Here is an 18,171-nt window from a genome sequence, read left to right on the forward strand (position 1 = left end):
GGCTGATCATCAACCACCACAGCTCGGCCATGCCGGAAGTGGATACCGCCACCGCGTCGGTCAGCAAGACCAAGTAAGCCGGCCAGATCGACGCGGCCCGTCGCGTCATTGCCGCAGCGTTCGGCCCCCTCCCCGCCGAACGCTGCGCGCGGCGCAGGCAGCGCGCATGCCCTGCGTTTCTGCACCAGACACCCGCGCCGTCACTGCATGCGCTGCGCCTGATTGATCAGGATCAAGGCAGCAACGGCGCGCACGTTCAAGACTTCGCTCACTCCTACAACGACACGAGACCCTCATGCGCAAGCGTTCCACTCTTCTGTTTGCAGCCCTGGCTGCCGCCTCGGTCAGCGCACCTGCACTGGCCCAATCCAAGGGTGACTGGTTGCTGGGCGTCGGCGCCCATCAGGTGGCGCCCAAGTCCGATAACGGCAGCCTGGCCGGCGGCACGCTCGACGTGGATGTCGGCACCGATATCCGCCCGACCATCACCGCCGAATACTTCATTGCCGACAACTGGGGCATCGAGGTGCTGGCGGCACTGCCATTCGAGCACGACATCAACATCCGTGGCCTGGGCCGCGTGGGCAGCACCAAGCACCTGCCGCCGGTGGTCAGCTTGCAGTACCACTTCAACAGCCAGGGCAAGGTGTCGCCATTTGTCGGCGCGGGCATCAACTACACGCGCTTTTTCAGCACCGAAACCAGCGGCGCACTGGCCGGCAATGACCTGGACCTGGATGCCTCCTGGGGCCTGGCGGCACATGCGGGCCTGGACGTGAAGATCAGCGACCGCGGCGCGTTGCGCGTGGACATGCGCTGGATCGACATCGAAAGCGACGCCAGCCTCAATGGCAACCGTATCGGCACGGTCAACATCGACCCGCTGGTCTACGGCGTGGCGTACGTGCACCGGTTCTGAGGACGGCGACGCGCGTGGCGCTTCTCTGGCACACTTGACGCCCAGGGACGTGAATCCACCGCCGGAGTTGCGGACAGGTAGGTGCACGTCGACCGCCTGTCCGACTTACCGGGGATTCCATGAGCATGCTTATCCGCACCGCCCTCGCCATCGCTTTGGCCGCTTCGGCCACTCCTGCTTTTGCCCAGTCGGCCGGCCATTGGACGACCGGCTATGGCGCGGGATACGTCTCGCCCAAGTCCGAAAGCGGCGACTTCGCTGGCGTCCGCGGCGAAATCAAGGGCGCGCCTGCGCTGTCGTTCACCTATGAATATTTCCTGCGCAACAACCTCGGCATCGAGGTGCACGCCGCCGTCTCGGGCAAGCACGATCTGGAGCTTGCGGGTGTCGGCAAGGTGGGCAGCTACTGGTCGGTGCCGCCGAGCGTGCTGTTGCAGTACCACATCAACGGCTATGGCACGGTGTCGCCCTTCGTGGGCGTGGGCATCAACTACACCACCTTCCTGGGCGAAGACACCGACGAAGCGCTGGGCAGTGGCGATATCCGCTTCGACGATTCGGTGGGCGCCACCGCGCACGTGGGTGTGGACTTCATCTTCAACGAGCGCAGCGGCCTGCGTGTGGATGCACGCTGGACCGATTCGTCCAGCAACATCGATTTCAACGGCACCCGCCTGGGCAAGGCGCGGATCGATCCGCTGACCTATGGCGTGTCGTACCTGGTCTATTTCTAAGAACAGCGATCAAAACGACTGCGCAGCCGCCGGGCGGGGGCGGCCTGTGCTCGGGATCGGCATGTCCCCCCGTGCACTCCGGTCCCTCCGCGCCGGCCGCACCCACCTGACGACTGCTCGCTACGTTTTGTAGCCGCTCTAAGCCGCGCGTCGCGCAGGCCGGGTGTCTGCGCGAATGGGCAAACGCTGCAATCCGCCTTACAAATGCGACGCGTACAATTCCGGGGATGAAGACCTTCTCCCCGTTGTTGTTGACGCTCTCCGTGTGTGCAGCCGCGCTGCAGCCCACCACCGCACTGGCCTGGGGCCCGCAGGGCCACCGGCTGGTGGCGCGTGTTGCCGAAACCGAATTGACGCCGCAGGCACGCGCGCAGGTCAGTCAGCTGCTGGCAGGCGAAGCCGACCCCAGCCTGGCCGGTGTGGCCACCTGGGCCGATGAGCTGCGCGCCAATGATCCGGATCTGGGCAAGCGCTCGGGCCCCTGGCATTACGTCAATCTCGGCGAACACGACTGCGGCTATGTGCCGCCGCGCGATTGCCCGGATGGCAACTGCGTGATCGCTGCGCTGGAGCAGCAGACCGCCGTGCTGGCCGATCGCAACCAACCGTTGGCGGCACGTCGGCAGGCGCTGAAGTTCGTGGTGCATTTTGTTGGCGACATCCATCAGCCGATGCACGCCGGCTATGCGCACGACAAGGGTGGCAACGATTTCCAGCTACAGGTCGCCGGCAAAGGCAGCAACCTGCACGCACTGTGGGACAGCGGCATGCTCAATGACCGCCACCTCAGCGACGATGCCTATCTGAAAGTGCTGCTGGCCTTGCCGGCAACCGCGCCCACCTCGCCGGCACTACCGCCGCCGGGCGCGGTCTGGGCACAGGCGTCGTGCCGCATCGCGATCACGCCCGGCGTGTATCCCGACACGCACGTACTGCCACCAACCTATATCGCCACCTATCGCCCGATTGCCGAGACCCAGCTGCGTGTCGCGGGCGACCGGCTGGCCGCGCTGCTCAATGCGGCGCTGCGCAGCCCCTGAGACGGAGATACCGATGCAGCCGCAGGTCCTTGCGTTCTTCCATGCCGACAGCAACACCTTTACCTACGTGGTTGCCGATACGCGCACCGGGGTGGCCGCGGTGATCGACCCGGCGCTGGACTACGCTGCCGACACCGGCGCGATCACCACACAGGCGGCGCAAGCCCTTGTCGATGCCGTACAGCAGCATGGCTGGCAGGTGCAGTGGTTGTTGGAAACGCACGCACACGCCGATCACCTCAGCGCCGCGCAATGGTTGAAGCAGCATTGGCCGGACGCGCGGGTCGGGATCGGCGAAGGCATTACGCAGGTCCAGCAGACGCTGGCGCCGCACTACGCATTGCCGGCCGGGTTTCGTGCCGATGGCGCGCAGTTCGACCATCTGTTTGCCGATGACGAGCGCTTCGCATTGGGCGCGATTGCCTGCCGCGTGATTGCAGTGCCCGGGCACACCAGCGACAGCATCGCCTACCTGATGGGTGATGCACTGTTCCCCGGCGACTCGCTGTTCATGCCGGACGCGGGCACCGCGCGGTGCGACTTCCCCGGCGGTGACGCGCGCCAGCTCTATGCGTCGATCCAGCGCTTGTACGCCTTGCCGGATGCCACGCGCGTATTCGTGTGCCATGACTACGGCCCGGGCGGGCGCGCGATTGCACACGTGACCACCATCGGCGAGCAGCGCCGCAGCAATATCCATGTGCGCGATGGTGTGGACGTGGACGCTTATGTGGCGCAACGGCAAACCCGCGACGCCAGCCTGCCCGAACCCAAGTTGATGGGCCCGGCGTTGCAGGCCAATCTGCAGGCGGGCTGGCGCGGCTGAGTGCAGTGCGTGCGGCCTGCGCGCGATGCTTCTTTCGGGCCGGTAGTTTTCTTCTGTTCCTAAGATCGGCTAACACAACGTAGCGAGCAATCGTCAGCTGGGTGCGAATGGCGCGGGGGCACATGTGGATTCCAGACGCGGCTGCATCACTGCGGCACGTCTGGCAGCACCGCTGCTGGCTCGTCCACTGAAAGCCGCCAGCCCCCTCACGCACGCGGCGCGGCACGCCCTGCCGTTATGATCGGGGGCTTCCCCCATCCGGAGTTCCCGATGCGCATGACCGGTTTCTGGCGCCGCACCCTTTGCGCCGTGCTGCTCGCCCTGCCCGTGCTTGCCAGCGCGCAGACCGCGCCATTGACAGTCTTCGCTGCGGCGAGCCTGAAGGAATCGATGGATGAGGCCGCGGCCGCTTACGAACAAGCGACCGGCACGCCGGTCCGCGTGTCCTATGCCGCAAGTTCCGCGCTGGCGCGACAGATCGAACAAGGCGCACCTGCGGACGTGTTCTTCTCCGCCGATCTGGAATGGATGGACTATCTGCAGCAACGTGGGCAGGTGCTGCCCGCGCAACGCCGCAACCTGCTCGGCAACACCCTGGTGCTGATCGCGCCGGCAACCAGCAAGGTGCGCGTGGACCCGCGCCAGCCCGGCGCGATCGCCAAGGCATTGGGCAGTGACGGCCGCCTGGCAGTGGGCCAGACCGCGAGTGTACCGGCCGGCAAGTACGCCGCCGCCGCGCTGCGTGCGCTGGGCCAGTGGGAGGGCGTCCGTGCGCATCTGGCCGAATCCGAAAGTGTGCGTGCCGCGTTGATGCTGGTGTCGCGCGGTGAGGCGCCGCTGGGCATCGTGTATGGCTCCGATGCACGCGCCGAGCCCAAGGTGCGTGTGGTCGCCACGTTCCCCGCCGACAGCCATGAGCCCATCGTCTACCCGGTGGCAGCGCTGAAAAACAGCCGCAATCCCAAGGCCGCGGCGTTCGTGCAGTGGCTGGGCAGTGCACCGGCCAAGGCGATCTTCGTGCGTCGCGGTTTTTCGCTGAAGGACTGAGGCAGTCCGCGTGGCGATGTTCACCCCGGAAGAGCTGACCGCGATCGGCCTGAGTCTCAAGGTCGCGATCGTGGCGGCGTTGGCGAGCCTGCCGCCCGGCATTGCCTGCGGCTGGCTGCTCGCGCGGCGGCGCTTCCCGGGCAAGGCGCTGCTGGACGCGCTGCTGCATCTGCCACTGGTAATGCCGCCGGTGGTGACCGGTTACGCGCTGCTGGTGATGCTGGGGACGCAGGGCCCGGTCGGCAGCTGGTTGCTTGAACACCTTGGCATCCAGTTCGCGTTCCGCTGGACCGGCGCGGCGCTGGCCTGCGCGGTGATGGGCTTCCCGTTGATGGTGCGGGCCATCCGGCTGTCGATCGAAGCCACCGACCGCCGCCTGGAAGCGGCGGCTGCCACGCTCGGTGCCGGCCCCTGGCGGGTGTTCTTCAGCATCACCCTGCCGCTGGCCTGGCCGGGCCTGGTGGCCGGTGTGGTGCTGGCGTTCGCCAAGGCGTTGGGCGAGTTCGGCGCAACAATCACCTTCGTGTCCAATATCCCCGGCGAAACGCAGACGCTGTCGTCGGCGATCTATGGCTTGATGCAGGTGCCCGGCATGGAATCGGGCGTGTGGCGGCTGGCCGGCGTGGCATTGGCGATCTCGCTGGCCGCGCTACTGCTCTCCGAGTGGCTGGTGCGCCGGCCGCATCCGCGCGAGGAGGTTTGATGCTGGATATCGATCTGCAGCTGCAACGTGGCCAGTTCAACCGACGCATCGTCATCCAGGACGACGAGCGCGTGGTGGCGCTGGTCGGTGCATCGGGTGCGGGCAAGACCACCGTGCTCAATGCGATCGCCGGGCTGGTGCGCCCGCAGGCGGGGCATATCCGTATCGACGGGCGTTGCCTGTACGACCATCAACGCGGCGTGGATCTGCCCACCCACCGCCGGCGCATCGGTTATGTGTTTCAGGATGCGCGCCTGTTTCCACACCTGGATGTCCGCCGCAACCTGGATTACGGCCGCCACACAGGCGCTGCGGCGCGCTTCGGTTTCGACGATGTGGTGGCCTTGCTCGGGATTGCGCCGTTGCTGCAGCGGCGCACGCGCAATCTGTCCGGTGGCGAGGCGCAACGCGTGGCGATCGGCCGCGCCTTGCTGTCGCAGCCGGCGATCCTGTTGTTCGATGAGCCGCTGTCGGCCCTGGATCAGGCACGACGCGAGGAGTTGATCCCCTACCTGCAGCGCGTGCGCGATGAGATCGGCCTGCCGATGCTGTATGTCAGCCACAACCCCGACGAAGTGCAGCGCATTGCCTCCAGCGTGCATGTGCTGGACTAGCACAGCCAACGCGCCACGCGCGCATTGGGAAGATCACGCGGAGCACGCATGAAACGCTATCAGAAGCAGGATTTTCCCGTCGACCAGGTCCGCCGTTTTCTCGAGCCGGGGCCGGTGGTGCTGGTGAGCTCGGCGCACCGCGGCCAGCGCAACATCATGACCCTGGGATGGCACATGCTGCTGGAGTTCTCGCCCTCGCTGATTGCGTGCTGCATCGCGCGCGGCAACCACAGTTTTGAACTGGTCCGTCGCAGCAAGCAATGCGTGATCAACCTACCGACGGCCGAGCTTCTGGACACCGTGGTTGCGATCGGCAACAGCAGTGGTGCGCAGATCGACAAGTTCGCACACTTCGGGCTGACTGCAGCGGCAAGCACGCAGGTGGACGCACCGGGCATCGCCGAGTGTTATGCCAGCTTCGAGTGCCGCCTGCATGACGGGCGGCAGATCAACCGCCACAACCTGTTTGTGTGGGAAGTGGTGCACGCGCATGTGGCGCGACGGCCCGCGGTACCGAAGACCGTGCATTACCGTGGCGATGGGCGTTTCATGCTCTCTGGCGCGGAGGTGTCGCGGCGGCGCCTGTTCACACCGGAGATGCTCTAGCCGCGTTGAAGCGGCTTGCCGTCAGCGGCCGACCTTGCCGGTCTGCACACTGACCTTGCCCTGCCGGATCTCGAAGGTGAAGGCAAACGACAACGTCACCGGGACAGGCTCCTGGCGCTCGGCGCCGGTGCAATCGTCCATGTCGGCCGGCTGCGCAACACCGGGAGCGAAAGCGCACAGCGCCGCAGGCACGAACTGCCACTGCTGCACGGTCGCACGCACTGCCTGCAGCAGATCTGCGTTGGCTGGCAGCAAGCCGGCAGCGCACGCGTCACGATCGGACATCGGATCGACACGCTGCACAGTGCCGCTGGCGTCGAGAATGACGTGCGCGCACACCGTGGTCGGCGGCAGGCTGGTCCGTGCGGTATCGGGCGCCAATTGGGGAGTGTCACTACGCAATGCGCGCGGCATGCGAAACCGCTGCGTCGGTGCCAGCACATAGGTGGTAACGGCAGCCGCACCCTCTGCCGGCGGCTGCGCCGCCAGCATGCGCTGATCCACCGATGCTTCGCGTTGGGTCTGTTCGGCGATCTGCACGGGCCGGCTTGCGCAGCCGGTGATCGCGACGAGCATCACTGCCACATAGACCAGAGACTGCCGCATCTGTCAGCCCTTCTTTGCGGCGCATGCGGACGCGGCGCAGCGCGCAGGCTGCGCGCCCGCTGCAGCGGGCGCATCAGTGCCTGGTGGTACAGCGACTTCGTCGGGCGGGTCCAACGCAAACTGCACCGGCACCCTTACGGTGGTTGGCACCGGCCTGCCGTGCACCTTGTCGGGCACCAGGCGCCATTGCCTGGCGGCAGCGAGCACCGCGGCATCGAACACACCGGCAGGCTGGCTGCGCAGGATGACGATCTGTTGCGGCACGCCACTCGCATCCATGCGGATCTTCAATTCGACACTGCCCTCGAGCCCGGCATCCATCGCATCTTTCGGGTATCGCGGTGGCGTCAACGTTGCGTAATCCACCGGCGGACGTGGCGTTGATCCGGCGTACGTAACGGCAGGCGCGCGCGTGGGAATCGCGGCCCACGCGGCGGCACTGGCCAGCAGCGCCAGCAGCATCACCAAGGGCGTGTTCCACCGGCGCAGTGCTGCACCGGCCGTGCGGCCACGCGGGGCAAGCGCGCGCAATGCGGCGATGCGCTGCACCAACGCATGCGGCGTGGTCCAGTGGCACACCGTCGCCGCCCCAGCGCTCCCGAAGTGGGTCTTGAGCATGGCGTCGGCATAGCGGCGACGTAACCGTGGATGCCGTGCCAGCACGCCGGCATCGCAGGCCAGCTCCTGATCCAGGCGGAATGCGCGCCACGCCAGGTGCACCAGCGGATTGCACCAGCCCAGGCATAGCAACACGGCGGCGAACAGGTTTGCCTGCAGATCGCCACGGCGCAGATGCAGCCGCTCGTGCGCCACGATCAATTGACGCTCCACGCCGCTGTAACGCGTGGCGAAGTCGGCCGGCACCACGATGCGCGGCCGCCACACACCGAGCGATGCAGGCAGGCCGCGGTCATGACTGGCCGACCACACCGCGTTGCCCTGCGCCCGGAGTGGCCCGAGGCTGCGCACAAAGCGCGACTGCTGCCACCACAGCCACCCGGCCATTGCCACGGCGCCCACAAGCCAGGCAATGCCCAGCGCGCTTTCCCATCCAGGCGCGAGGACGGGCGTGCCATGCGGCTGTGGCTGGGCGCGCAACAGAGGCATCGACAACGCGGCAGTGGCGGCAGGTGGGCCGGGCACCACCGCCGCCACGATTGCCAGCGGCACGCAGCTCCACACCGCGTACGCCGCCGGCGCGCCCAACCACGCGCGCACTGGCCGGCGCAGCAACAGGCACACGATCACGGCGATGGTGGTCGTCACGGCAACGCGCCAGGCGAATGCACTCAGGTCAGTGAGCATCATCGAGGTCCTTGATCAGCTGTTTCAGTTCCGCCAGATCGGACGCGCTGAGTTTGCCGCGCGCGCTGAAGTGCGCCACCAGCGGCGCGACGCGGCCGCCGAACACCCGTTGCAACAGTCCTTCGCTTTGCTGCTGCACCCAGTGCTCGCGCAGCAGCACCGGCGCGTAGTGGTACTTGCGCCCATCCTTGTGCGCCGCCACCGCCCCCTTGTTGAGCAACCGGTTGAGCAAGGTCTTGATGGTGGGCTCGGCCCAGCCGGTGTGGGCCAGGGCGGCCACCACCTCCTCGGCCGTACGCGGCGCACGCTCCCACAGCACCTGCATCACAATCGCTTCGGACTCACTGATCGCCATGCGATTACACCCGTAATTTTTCTCGATTACGCATGTAATTTCAAACCCTGTCAAGCCTGATCGGTTGGCTTGCCCGGCACATAATGCAAATCACCGGGCGCACCGCATCCGGCTCGGCTACCCTGGCTGGATGACTGAACATCTGACCGATCTGAGCGCCACGGTGGCGTGGATCCTGCAGCGCATCGACGGCCCGCTGCGGGTGGGCGCGCCCTTGGGCATCGGCAAACCGCATCGGCTTTTGAATGCGCTGTATGCGCACGTGGTGGACCAACCATCGCGTCCGCTTGCGCTGTACACCGCGTTGTCGCTCAATCCGCCCAAGCCGGGCAGCGGTCTGGCCGCGCGCTTTGCCGGGCCGTTCATTTCAAGGCATTTCGGCGATGACTTCCCGCGCCTGGCCTATGTCGATGCCATGCTGCGCGATGCCTTGCCCGCGCATGTGCAGGTGGAAGAGTTCTACATGCAGTCCGGCGGGCTGCTGCACTCCACCCAGGCGCAGGCCGACTACACCAGCCTCAATTACACCCATGCCGCTGCTGCGGTGGCGCAACGCGCGCCGAACCTGATCGTGCAGAAAGTTGCACGCGAACCCGGTGGCACGCGGTTGTCGCTGTCGTGCAACAACGACATCACCCAGGACACGCTGGATGCGGTCGCCGTACTTGGCTTGCCACGTCCGCTACTGGTGGCCGAAGTGGATGCGGAACTGCCGTGGATCGGCGGCACTGCGGCTGTGGATGCCTCGTTCTTTGACCTGGTGCTGGAGATACCCGGCCCGTCACCGCGACTGTTCGGGCTGCCGCGCCAGCCGGTCACCAGCACCGATTACGCCATCGGCCTGTATGCGAGCACGCTGGTTCGCGATGGCGGCACGTTGCAGATCGGCATCGGCACGCTCGCCGATGCACTCAGCCACGCGCTGGTGTTGCGACATACCGACAACGCCACCTACCGGCGCGTGTTGCAGGCGCTGGATCCAACGCTGGCATCGCATCCGGCGGTGCAGGCCAGCGGTGGCCTGGAGCCATTTGCGATCGGCCTGTACGGCTGCAGCGAAATGCTCAACGAAGGCTTCAAACAGCTGGTGGACAGCGGCGTGATCCGGCGCAAGGTCCATGACGATCTGGGCTTGATGCAGCGCCTGGCCGACGGCACCGCCGACGCTGCCGATGCAGCGCGATTGGCGGACGAAGGCGAATTCCTGCATGGCGCGTTCTATCTTGGCTCGCCGGCGTTCTACGCCTGGCTGCACGCGCTGGACCCACAGCTGCGCAGTGCGATTGGCATGCGCCGCATCAGCGAGATCAACCAGCTCTACGGCGGCAACGAAGCGCTGGAGCGGCTGCAACGCCGCGATGCGCGTTTCTTCAACTCGTGCATGATGGCCACCGCCCTGGGCGCAGCGGTCTCCGACGGCCTGGAGGATGGACGCGTGGTCTCCGGCGTGGGCGGGCAGTACAACTTTGTGGCGATGGCACACGCCCTGCCGCAGGCACGCAGCGTCTTGATGTTGCGTGCCACCCGCGCGTCGGGCAAGGACGCTGCCAGTAACGTGCGCTGGAACTACGGGCATACCACCATCCCGCGCCATCTGCGCGACATCTACATCACCGAATACGGCATCGCCGATCTGCGCCACAAGACCGATCAGGACTGCGTGCTGGAAATGGCTGGTATCTGCGATACGCGCTTTCAGACCGCGTTACTTGCCCAGGCAAGCCAGTCACGCAAACTGCGGGATGTTCCCGAGCAGGCCGCACGCGTGCAGCGCAACACGCCGCAGGCGCTGGAAGCGGCGTTGGCACCGTTCCGCCGCGATGGCAGCCTGCCCGACTATCCGCTCGGCAGCGACTTCACCGACACCGAGCAGCGCCTGTTGCCCGCGCTTGGCTGGCTCAAAAGCGCCACCATCGGAAAGACCGCTGCACTGGCAACGCTGATGCGCGCGCTGCTATCGCGCACTGCAGGTGATGCCGCCTGCCTGCAGCGCATGGACTTGGCCACACCGCGCAGCCTGGGCGACCGCGTGCAGGCCAAGCTGCTGGCCTACGCGCTACAACAGACCAGGCAGCAGTGATGACGCAGCCCTGACAGAGCAACTGCATCGACGCTGGCCGTGTGACCGCTGACGCAAGACGGACACACGGTGGAAAGCATTGCGTCAAGCGCGACCGGGATGATGGCGACCACCTTCTTTCCGGCGCCGCTGCATGCACTCCTTTCATGATGCGTTTTCTGCACCGAATGCAGGCAATGACACAGAAGCGAAGCAGTTACCCGCGAAGCGAAGAATCACGCTGAAAACAGCCGTGTTTGGCGTGTTACTGCTCGCCAGCGTGGCGGCGCAGGCAGAGCCGCGGCTCACCGATCTGCAGTACATCGGAAGCCATAACAGTTACCACGCCGGCTTCGCACCCAGCGAAGCAGCGCTGCTGAAGCAACACGATCCCGCTGCGTTCGCGACGTTGGACTATCGCCATCCGCCATTGACACAACAGTTGAACGATGGCGTCAGGCAACTGGAGCTGGATGTGTTTGCCGATGCGCACGGCGGGCGTTATGCGCATCCGGCGATCGTCGAACAAATCGCCAAGGCGGGGCTGCCACCGGCACCGGCCAGCGCACCCACCGGCGTCATGAACAAGCCCGGCTTCAAGGTGTTGCATGTGCAGGACGTGGACCAACGCAGCACCTGTCAGCCACTGATTGCCTGCCTGCAGGAAGTGCGCGCATGGTCGCAGCAACATCCGGGACATCTGCCGATCTTCATCCTGCTGGAAACCAAGCAGTCACCGGTGCAGCTGTCGTTTCCCACGGTGCAGCCGGAGCCTTTCGATCGCGAAGCCATGGATGCGCTGGATGCCGAACTGCGCTCGGTCTTCCGCCCGGGAGAGTACGTGAGCCCGGATACTGTCCGCGGCACTGCACGCACCCTCAACGCCGCGGTGCTGGCGCACGGTTGGCCCACATTGCGTGCCACGCGCGGCAAGGTAGTGTTCCTGCTCGATCAACGCGCGGCCGGCGCCAGCTATCTGCCGGGACACCCTTCGCTGCGCGGCCGCGTGTGCTTCACCAACGCCGAGCCTGGGCAGGACGATGCCGCGTTTACCGAACGCAACGACGGCCCCGCCGAGGAGATCATCCGCCTGGTGCAAGCCGGCTACCTGGTCCGCACACGCACCGATGCCGATCTGAAAGAGCCTGCACGCGGCGACACCCGCCGCCGCGACGCCATGCTGGCCAGCGGGGCGCAATTGCTCAGCACGGACTTCCCTGCACACGAGCCGGCCAGCAACGGCTATGTGGTGCGCTTCGATGGCGATGCGGTTGCGCGCTGCGCACCGCAGCTGTCGCGCGCGCACTGCGAGGGTGTCGATCTCACCCACTGACCGGCGCTGCCTGCCCGGCAGCAATACCGCAGTGGCATGTCATCGGTCGCAATGGACAGCGTCGGCGATGCATTGCCTTTGTCCGCGTGAACGGGCCGGGCGCCCTCCCGTTCTCCACCTTGTGAGCTACCGCATGCAGCATCCCCGTTCCGCCCACCGCCTGACTTGCGCCATTGCGCTGGCACTGTCCGCACCCGTGTTCGCCGAGACGCCTGCACTCAGCACCACGACCCTGGATGCGGTCACCGTGCAGGCCAAGCACGTCGCCACACCCGGCTCGTTCGACGAGCAACGGTTGTCCAGCAGCGTCAACAGCGTGATGAGCAAACAGCAGATCGATGCCATTCCCTCGGGCGGCATCGCCGATGTGGTGGCGCACATGCCGGGGCTGTCCGCGTATAGCGACATGCACCTGGGCCAGGCCACCACCGGCGAGAATGCGTATGTGAGCATCCGCGGCATGGATGCCAGCTACAACGCCTACACGCTCAACGGTGTCGGCATGCCGGAGACCGACTCTTCAACGCGTGCGATCTCGTTGAACATGCTGGCGCCGTTCGGCATCCAGTCGGTCCAGGTGTCCAAATCGCCCACCCCGGACATGCCGGGCGATTCGATCGGTGGTGCGATCGACATGCGCACGCCCAATGCCTTCGACTTCGATCGCGACCTCTACGCCAAGACCACCGCGCAAGGCCAGTTCAACGCGCTGGCTTCCACGCTGGGCGGCAAGGACAGCGGCGGTACGCTGCAGCAGGAACTGGCCTGGAAATTTGGCGATGGCCATGCGTTCGGTGTTTACGCATCGGCCTACTACGGCAAGAACAACAACATGGCGCAGGCGCCTGCGCCCAACAGCAAATACGTGCCTGCCGATCCGGCGCTGGCCAATGCGACCGACCTGCGCACTGCCGGGTCCTTGATCAGCACCCGCTACAAGTACAGCCTCTACACCAGCCAGATCGAACGCTACGGCGGCAATCTCTCGCTCGACTGGCAGGGCGACACCAGTGCGCTCTACGCACGCGCCATCTACGGCAGCTACGGCGTCACCGGCCAGCAGGACCAGTCCAGCGCGCGCCTGGAAACCTATCGCAACCAACCCACTGCCGTACGTGGTGGCTACTTCAACACGCACGACATCGACGAGACACTGGCAACCTTGCAACTGGGCGGCAAGACCACGCTGGATCGCCTGCATGTGGATTACGGCGCCTCTGTCGGGCGCGGCACCCGCAGCCGCCCGGATTACGTGTCGGCGAGCCTGTACGGCTTTACCCCGGGCAGCTTCGCCTTCGATCTGAGCGACCCGACGTATCCGAGCATCGGTCCCAGCTCCGCTGCGTTGAAAGCGTTCTTCTACAACCTGGACGCGTCGCTGCTATGGAAAGTGCAGGGCCATGATGCCGGCAGCCACGACAACCGCGTCAACGCGCACACCGATATCGCCTACCAGGTCGATGGCGACCTGCTGGACAGCGTCAAACTGGGCCTGTCTGCCGACCACGCCGACCGCGGTGCCTACGACCATCCGTTCTTCCACAAGGATGGCAACTTCGTCACCAACGGCCCGTACTTCGGCGGCCCCAATTATGCGTTTCCCACGGCCGGTGGCCCGCCGCTGAGCGCCATCCCCGGGCGCGTGACCGGCAACGCCTTCAACGGCCACTACGCGGGGCCGTTCAAGCTGCTGGACCGCAACTGGATGCTGGCCCAAGCGCTGCCCTACAAGTACCTCAACGACCCCACCGGCGCCGGCGTCTACACCGCCAACGATTACAACGCCAACACCACCGCCAGCACCGAAGCAATCTATTCCGGCTATGCGATGGCGGCGCTGCACATCGGCTCGGTGAGCGTGCTGCCCGGTGTGCGCTACGAATTGACCCGCTACGCGGCAGATTCCTGGCAATCGCGTGGCGATGGCAGCACCGGTGAGTTTGTCGGGACAGGCAGCACCTATGGCCAGGTTCTACCCGGCATCAGCATCAATTACCGGCCCGACGACCTCACCGTGTATCGCGCCTCGCTGCGGCGCAGTTTCAGCCGGCCGGCATTCGGGCTGATTTCCGGCGAAACCGTGTATTCGATCGACGACACCCAGACCGTGGTCGGCATCTCCAAACCCAATCCCGATCTGCAGCCAAGCAAGGCAGACAACGCCGACCTGTCTGCCGAGTTCTACGACCATGACGGCGGCGTGCTCAGTGCATCGACCTACTACAAACGCATCACCGGTTTCATCTACACCTCGCAGTCGGCGACCAGCAACGACAACACGCTCGGCGGGCTGGTGCCGACCGGCACCACTTTCGAGAACGGCGTACCGGTGACCATGCCGCAGAACGGCGGCACCGCCACGCTCTACGGCCTGGAACTGGCGGCGAGCAAACGGCTGTTGGCATTACCCGGCATCTGGAGCCACTTCGGCATCAATGCCAATCTCACCCTGCAGCACAGCGCAGCCGACAGCAAACGGGCGGACCAACCGGAAAAGACCTGGCTGCCGCGCGCGCCGGAGCGCATCTACAACCTGGATCTGTTTTACGACGATAGCCATCTGCGTACCGACCTGAGTTACAACTACACCGGCCTGCAATTGCTGGGGCTCACCACTGATCGGCTCAACTACTATCTGCAGCCGGTGAAGTCGCTGGATTTCAACGCCACCTATCACCTGCCCCACCATGTCGATGTGGGCGTGTCGGCGAAGAACCTGCTCAATGCGGCAACGTTCTACGAAACGCAGGGCACATCGAAACGCTACATGGCCTACGACCCCGGTGCCGACGGCGCCTACGTGCAGACCGGGCGGGCGTACATGCTGACGGTGGGATACACCTATTGACCAAGCGGCGACGGGAAGACGCAGCGCCGGTCTTCCCATCTTTGTGCGTGCGGTGGCCACGCCAATGGTCTGCGTGGAAATGTAGAGCTGGCCGCCGCGCGTCGCACGTGCATGCCACTGATCGCGGCAATCAACCTGAGCGCGCGTTGTTTGGCGGCAGTGCTTGGGCAACGGGCGCATTGCCGCGCGCGCGCCACAGGCGTCAGTGATTTAGGCAGTTACTCCGGGTGCAGGGATTTCACGGCGGGAACGCAGCCCACTGCGGCAAGGTGCGTGCACGCCTTCTCTGGAACCACCCATGCCTTCACGTTTTCATGCTCGCGCCTGTTTGTTGGCCCTGGCCCTGGGCGCGGCGCTGTCCTCGGTCGCGCAGGCCCAGCAGCCGGCCGCCGCACCTGCCCCGATCAGCGCACCGACCACGGTAGGCACCGGACCGCGTTCAGACCTGCACGCCCAGGTGCTGCTGGACCGTGCGCATTTTTCGCCCGGCCAGATCGACGGCCAGCGCGGCTCGAACCAGAAGCGCGCCATCTCCGGTTTCCAGGCCGCACACCGCATTAAGGTTACCGGCGAGCTGGATGACGCTACCTGGCAGGCCTTGCAGGCCGACACCACGCCGGCACTGGTGCAGTACACGCTGACCGATGCCGACGTGGCCGGCCCGTTCCAGCCGATTCCCGACCGCCCCGCCGAGCAGGCGAAGTTGCCGGCGCTGGGCTATGTCTCCATCGAAGAAGCGCTCGGCGAGCGTTTCCACGCCGACCCGGACCTGCTGCGCCAGCTCAATCCGGGTGTTGACCTGAGCAAGGCCGGCAGCGTGATCCAGGCGCCCAACGTGGACGGTGTGCCTGCGCTGAGCAAGCCGGCCAAGCTGGTGATCGACAAATCCGATTCGACGCTGCGGCTGTTCGATGCGCAGGGCAAGGTGTACGCGCAGTTCCCGGTGTCTTCGGGCAGCAAGCACGATCCGCTGCCGATCGGGCGCTGGAAGATCCTGGGCATTTCACGCGATCCCAAGTTCCACTACAACCCCAAACTGTTCTGGGATGCCAAACCCGGCGAAGGCAAGGCCACGCTGCCGCCGGGCCCGAACAACCCGGTGGGCCGCGTGTGGATTGATCTGTCCAAGCCGCATTACGGCCTGCACGGCACACCGGAACCGGGCCACGTTGGCAAGACCGAATCGCATGGCTGTGTGCGCCTGACCAACTGGGACGTGGTGAACCTGGCCAGCGTGGTGGACGCCTCGGTGCCCGTGGTGATGCAGGAGTAAGCCATGAAGACGCTGATGATGCTGATCGTGGGCGTGCTGATCGGTGCGGCCGGGTATTGGTGGCTGGACCTGCGCCACGCCGCCGACCCTGTGGCTGCATCGCCAGCGGTGGCGACGCCAGCCACGGCATCCGCGCCTGCTGCGCAACGCGCGCCCGCATCAGCAGCACCTGAGGCGATGGCTGCTGCCACACCGCTAGCGGCGGCAGCTGCGCCGGCACAGGCAGCGAGCGCGATGGCGGCACCGGTCGGTGGCCCGTCCGCTGCACAGGTAGAGCAGGCATCGGCAAGCAACAACGTGGCCTTGCTGATCCCGGTGCAAGGCATCACCAGCAGCCAGTTGCAGGACACCTTCACCGACGCGCGCAGCGAAGGCCGCGTGCATGATGCGATCGACATCCTGGCACCGGCCGGCACGCCGGTGCTCGCGGTGGCCGACGGCACCGTGGAGAAATTGTTCGACAGCAAGCGCGGTGGCCTGACGGTCTACCAGTTCGAGCCCGGCGGCAAGTACTGCTACTACTACGCACATCTGCAGCGCTATGCGGACGGCCTGGCCGAAAAGCAGGTGATCAAGCGCGGGCAGCTGATCGGTTACGTCGGCAGCACCGGCAATGCCGATCCCGCCGCACCGCATCTGCATTTCGAAATTCACCGCCTCGGCCCGGAACGCGAATGGTGGAAGGGCGAGGCGCTGAATCCCTACCCGGTGCTGCATGGTGATCAGACGTTGCAATGACGGCCTGCCACGGCCGCATTGCATGATCAGTGCAGTGAATTGCATCGCTGCTGCGCACTGTGCCGCAGCGATGCAGAATCACCCGGATTCAATGCGCGGCTCGCAGGCGTGAGCGATACCTGATGAGCGACACTTTCAAATCCGGATGGTGATGTAGCCTAGATCATCGCGCGCATCGCGGCCCTAGGCGACGATGCGTTTTGCGCTGTTCGAAGCGTCTGCTCAGCCCCATCACTCAACACCTAAACCCGCTGCTAGCACCCACCTGCGCCGATGTGCAGCGTGGGCACATCAGCACGATGAAGGCGGCAGCGATCCTCAGATCAGCATGCCGCCGGATGCCTCGATCCGCTGCGCATTGATCCACGCCGTGCCGGGCGCCAGTAGCGCGGCGACCACCGGGCCGATATCGTCCGGCTGCCCCGGCCGGCCCAATGCGGTGACCGAGGCCACCATCGCGTTCACCTGCGCGTTGTCGCGCACGCTGCCGCCATTGAAGTCGGTTTCGATGGCGCCCGGCGCCAGGGTGTTGGCGGAAATACCGCGTGCGCCGAGCTCCTTGGCCAGGTAACGCGTAAACACTTCGATGCCGCCCTTCATCATGGCGTAGGCCGAAGACCCCGGCAGCGCGAAACGCGCCAGACCACTCGAGACATTGAGAATGCGCCCGCCGTCGGCAATCAACGGCAACAGGGTCTGGGTCAGGAAATACGGCCCTTTCAGATGGATGTTCACCAGTGCATCGAATTGGTCCACGGTGGTGTCGGCGATGGGCGCGTGCAAGCCGGTGCCGGCGTTATTGACCAGCGCATCGAACTGGGTGCGCTCCCAACCGACCAGCACGTCTTTGAGCCGCGCAGCGAAGTCGGCAAACGTGGACACATCTGCGGTATCCAGTTGCAGCGCATGCGCGCGGCGGCCCAGTTGCTGGATGTGGGCCACCACTGCGGCCGCGTCGTCGGCCTGGCGGTGATAGGTCAGCACGATGTCGTGGCCGGCGGCGGCCAGTGCGTGTGCGGCGTTGCGGCCCAGGCCGCGGCTGCCGCCGGTGATCAGGGTGATGGGTGTGGTGCTGTGCATGCCGTGCTCCGCGAGTGAATGGACAGGACGCAGGCTATTAGCCTTGTGGCATGACATAAATCGCCACATCCTGATTGCACCGTTC

The 18,171-nt window shown here is 65.7% G+C and carries 17 protein-coding genes, 2 other RNA genes and 1 pseudogene; 15 read left to right on the forward strand and 5 right to left on the reverse strand.

The window, feature by feature from the left end:
- From QRM89_RS21355 to QRM89_RS07540, 6 genes and pseudogenes are all read left to right on the forward strand, one after another.
- Nucleotides 1-77, forward strand: a pseudogene (locus QRM89_RS21355) (DUF4440 domain-containing protein); the annotation flags it as partial.
- 218 nt (nt 78-295) lie between these two features.
- A complete protein-coding gene (locus tag QRM89_RS07520) occupies nt 296-919 on the forward strand; it encodes an OmpW family outer membrane protein (RefSeq protein ID WP_285447696.1) in 624 nt (207 codons plus the stop codon).
- A 119-nt stretch (nt 920-1,038) separates the two neighbouring features.
- Nucleotides 1,039-1,653 (forward strand): OmpW family outer membrane protein, encoded by a 615-nt coding sequence (locus QRM89_RS07525; RefSeq protein WP_285447697.1) that lies wholly within the window; start codon nt 1,039-1,041, stop codon nt 1,651-1,653.
- 61 nt (nt 1,654-1,714) lie between these two features.
- Nucleotides 1,715-1,788, forward strand: a non-coding RNA gene (locus QRM89_RS07530) — sX9 sRNA.
- 92 nt (nt 1,789-1,880) lie between these two features.
- Nucleotides 1,881-2,693 carry a S1/P1 nuclease gene (locus tag QRM89_RS07535; protein ID WP_285447698.1) on the forward strand — a complete coding sequence of 271 codons (813 nt, stop codon included), beginning with the start codon at nt 1,881-1,883 and terminating at the stop codon, nt 2,691-2,693.
- Between the two features lie 13 nt (nt 2,694-2,706).
- On the forward strand, nt 2,707-3,519 hold the full coding sequence (locus QRM89_RS07540) for an MBL fold metallo-hydrolase (RefSeq protein ID WP_285447699.1): 813 nt from the start codon (nt 2,707-2,709) through the stop codon (nt 3,517-3,519).
- A gap of 67 nt (nt 3,520-3,586) precedes the next feature.
- On the opposite strand, the gene QRM89_RS07545 is transcribed toward QRM89_RS07540, so the two are convergent.
- Nucleotides 3,587-3,666: non-coding RNA, sX9 sRNA (locus QRM89_RS07545), on the reverse strand.
- A gap of 123 nt (nt 3,667-3,789) precedes the next feature.
- On the opposite strand from QRM89_RS07545, the gene modA reads away from it, so the two are divergent.
- Genes modA through QRM89_RS07565 form a run of 4 tightly spaced genes read left to right on the forward strand, consistent with a single transcriptional unit; the run spans nt 3,790 to nt 6,489 of the window.
- Nucleotides 3,790-4,566, forward strand: coding sequence for a molybdate ABC transporter substrate-binding protein (modA, locus tag QRM89_RS07550; RefSeq protein WP_285447700.1), 777 nt, complete (start codon nt 3,790-3,792; stop codon nt 4,564-4,566).
- Nucleotides 4,567-4,582: 16 nt separating this feature from the next.
- Entirely contained in the window at nt 4,583-5,269 is a 687-nt protein-coding gene (modB, locus tag QRM89_RS07555; RefSeq protein WP_181921912.1) for a molybdate ABC transporter permease subunit, read from the forward strand.
- Complete coding sequence (locus QRM89_RS07560) at nt 5,269-5,883, forward strand: ATP-binding cassette domain-containing protein (protein ID WP_285447701.1); 615 nt, start codon at nt 5,269-5,271, stop codon at nt 5,881-5,883. Before modB ends, QRM89_RS07560 begins: the two co-directional genes overlap by 1 nt.
- 48 nt (nt 5,884-5,931) lie before the next feature.
- On the forward strand, nt 5,932-6,489 hold the full coding sequence (locus tag QRM89_RS07565; protein ID WP_228439251.1) for a flavin reductase family protein: 558 nt from the start codon (nt 5,932-5,934) through the stop codon (nt 6,487-6,489).
- A 21-nt stretch (nt 6,490-6,510) separates the two neighbouring features.
- On the opposite strand, the gene QRM89_RS07570 is transcribed toward QRM89_RS07565, so the two are convergent.
- Genes QRM89_RS07570 through QRM89_RS07580 form a run of 3 tightly spaced genes read right to left on the reverse strand, consistent with a single transcriptional unit; the run spans nt 6,511 to nt 8,755 of the window.
- Nucleotides 6,511-7,095, reverse strand: a complete 585-nt coding sequence (locus tag QRM89_RS07570; protein WP_228431112.1) for a hypothetical protein — start codon at nt 7,093-7,095, stop codon at nt 6,511-6,513.
- 3 nt (nt 7,096-7,098) lie between these two features.
- The gene (locus QRM89_RS07575; protein ID WP_285447702.1) at nt 7,099-8,400 is read right to left on the reverse strand and encodes a TonB family protein; all 1,302 of its coding nucleotides are present in this window, start codon (nt 8,398-8,400) and stop codon (nt 7,099-7,101) included.
- Nucleotides 8,390-8,755, reverse strand: coding sequence for a BlaI/MecI/CopY family transcriptional regulator (locus tag QRM89_RS07580; protein WP_014508794.1), 366 nt, complete (start codon nt 8,753-8,755; stop codon nt 8,390-8,392). The genes QRM89_RS07575 and QRM89_RS07580 overlap by 11 nt, the downstream gene beginning before the upstream one ends.
- Before the next feature lie 130 nt (nt 8,756-8,885).
- Between QRM89_RS07580 and QRM89_RS07585 the strand changes: the two genes are divergently transcribed.
- The 5 genes from QRM89_RS07585 (at nt 8,886) to QRM89_RS07605 (ending at nt 17,006) form a co-directional block, all read left to right on the forward strand.
- Nucleotides 8,886-10,835 (forward strand): acetyl-CoA hydrolase/transferase C-terminal domain-containing protein, encoded by a 1,950-nt coding sequence (locus QRM89_RS07585; RefSeq protein ID WP_285447703.1) that lies wholly within the window; start codon nt 8,886-8,888, stop codon nt 10,833-10,835.
- A 133-nt stretch (nt 10,836-10,968) separates the two neighbouring features.
- A complete protein-coding gene (locus QRM89_RS07590) occupies nt 10,969-12,147 on the forward strand; it encodes a phosphatidylinositol-specific phospholipase C1-like protein (RefSeq protein WP_285447704.1) in 1,179 nt (392 codons plus the stop codon).
- A gap of 133 nt (nt 12,148-12,280) precedes the next feature.
- Nucleotides 12,281-14,995: a TonB-dependent receptor gene (locus QRM89_RS07595; protein WP_285447705.1), complete on the forward strand. Its 2,715-nt coding sequence runs from the start codon at nt 12,281-12,283 to the stop codon at nt 14,993-14,995.
- 298 nt (nt 14,996-15,293) lie between these two features.
- Complete coding sequence (locus QRM89_RS07600) at nt 15,294-16,268, forward strand: L,D-transpeptidase (protein WP_228424090.1); 975 nt, start codon at nt 15,294-15,296, stop codon at nt 16,266-16,268.
- A 3-nt stretch (nt 16,269-16,271) separates the two neighbouring features.
- Nucleotides 16,272-17,006 carry a M23 family metallopeptidase gene (locus tag QRM89_RS07605; protein ID WP_285447706.1) on the forward strand — a complete coding sequence of 245 codons (735 nt, stop codon included), beginning with the start codon at nt 16,272-16,274 and terminating at the stop codon, nt 17,004-17,006.
- 318 nt (nt 17,007-17,324) lie between these two features.
- On the opposite strand, the gene QRM89_RS07610 is transcribed toward QRM89_RS07605, so the two are convergent.
- A complete protein-coding gene (locus QRM89_RS07610; RefSeq protein ID WP_161963474.1) occupies nt 17,325-18,086 on the reverse strand; it encodes an SDR family oxidoreductase in 762 nt (253 codons plus the stop codon).
- Nucleotides 18,087-18,171 lie beyond the last annotated feature (85 nt).

The organism is Xanthomonas sp. LMC-A-07, from assembly GCF_030208825.1.
GTDB classification, from domain to species: domain Bacteria; phylum Pseudomonadota; class Gammaproteobacteria; order Xanthomonadales; family Xanthomonadaceae; genus Xanthomonas; species Xanthomonas campestris.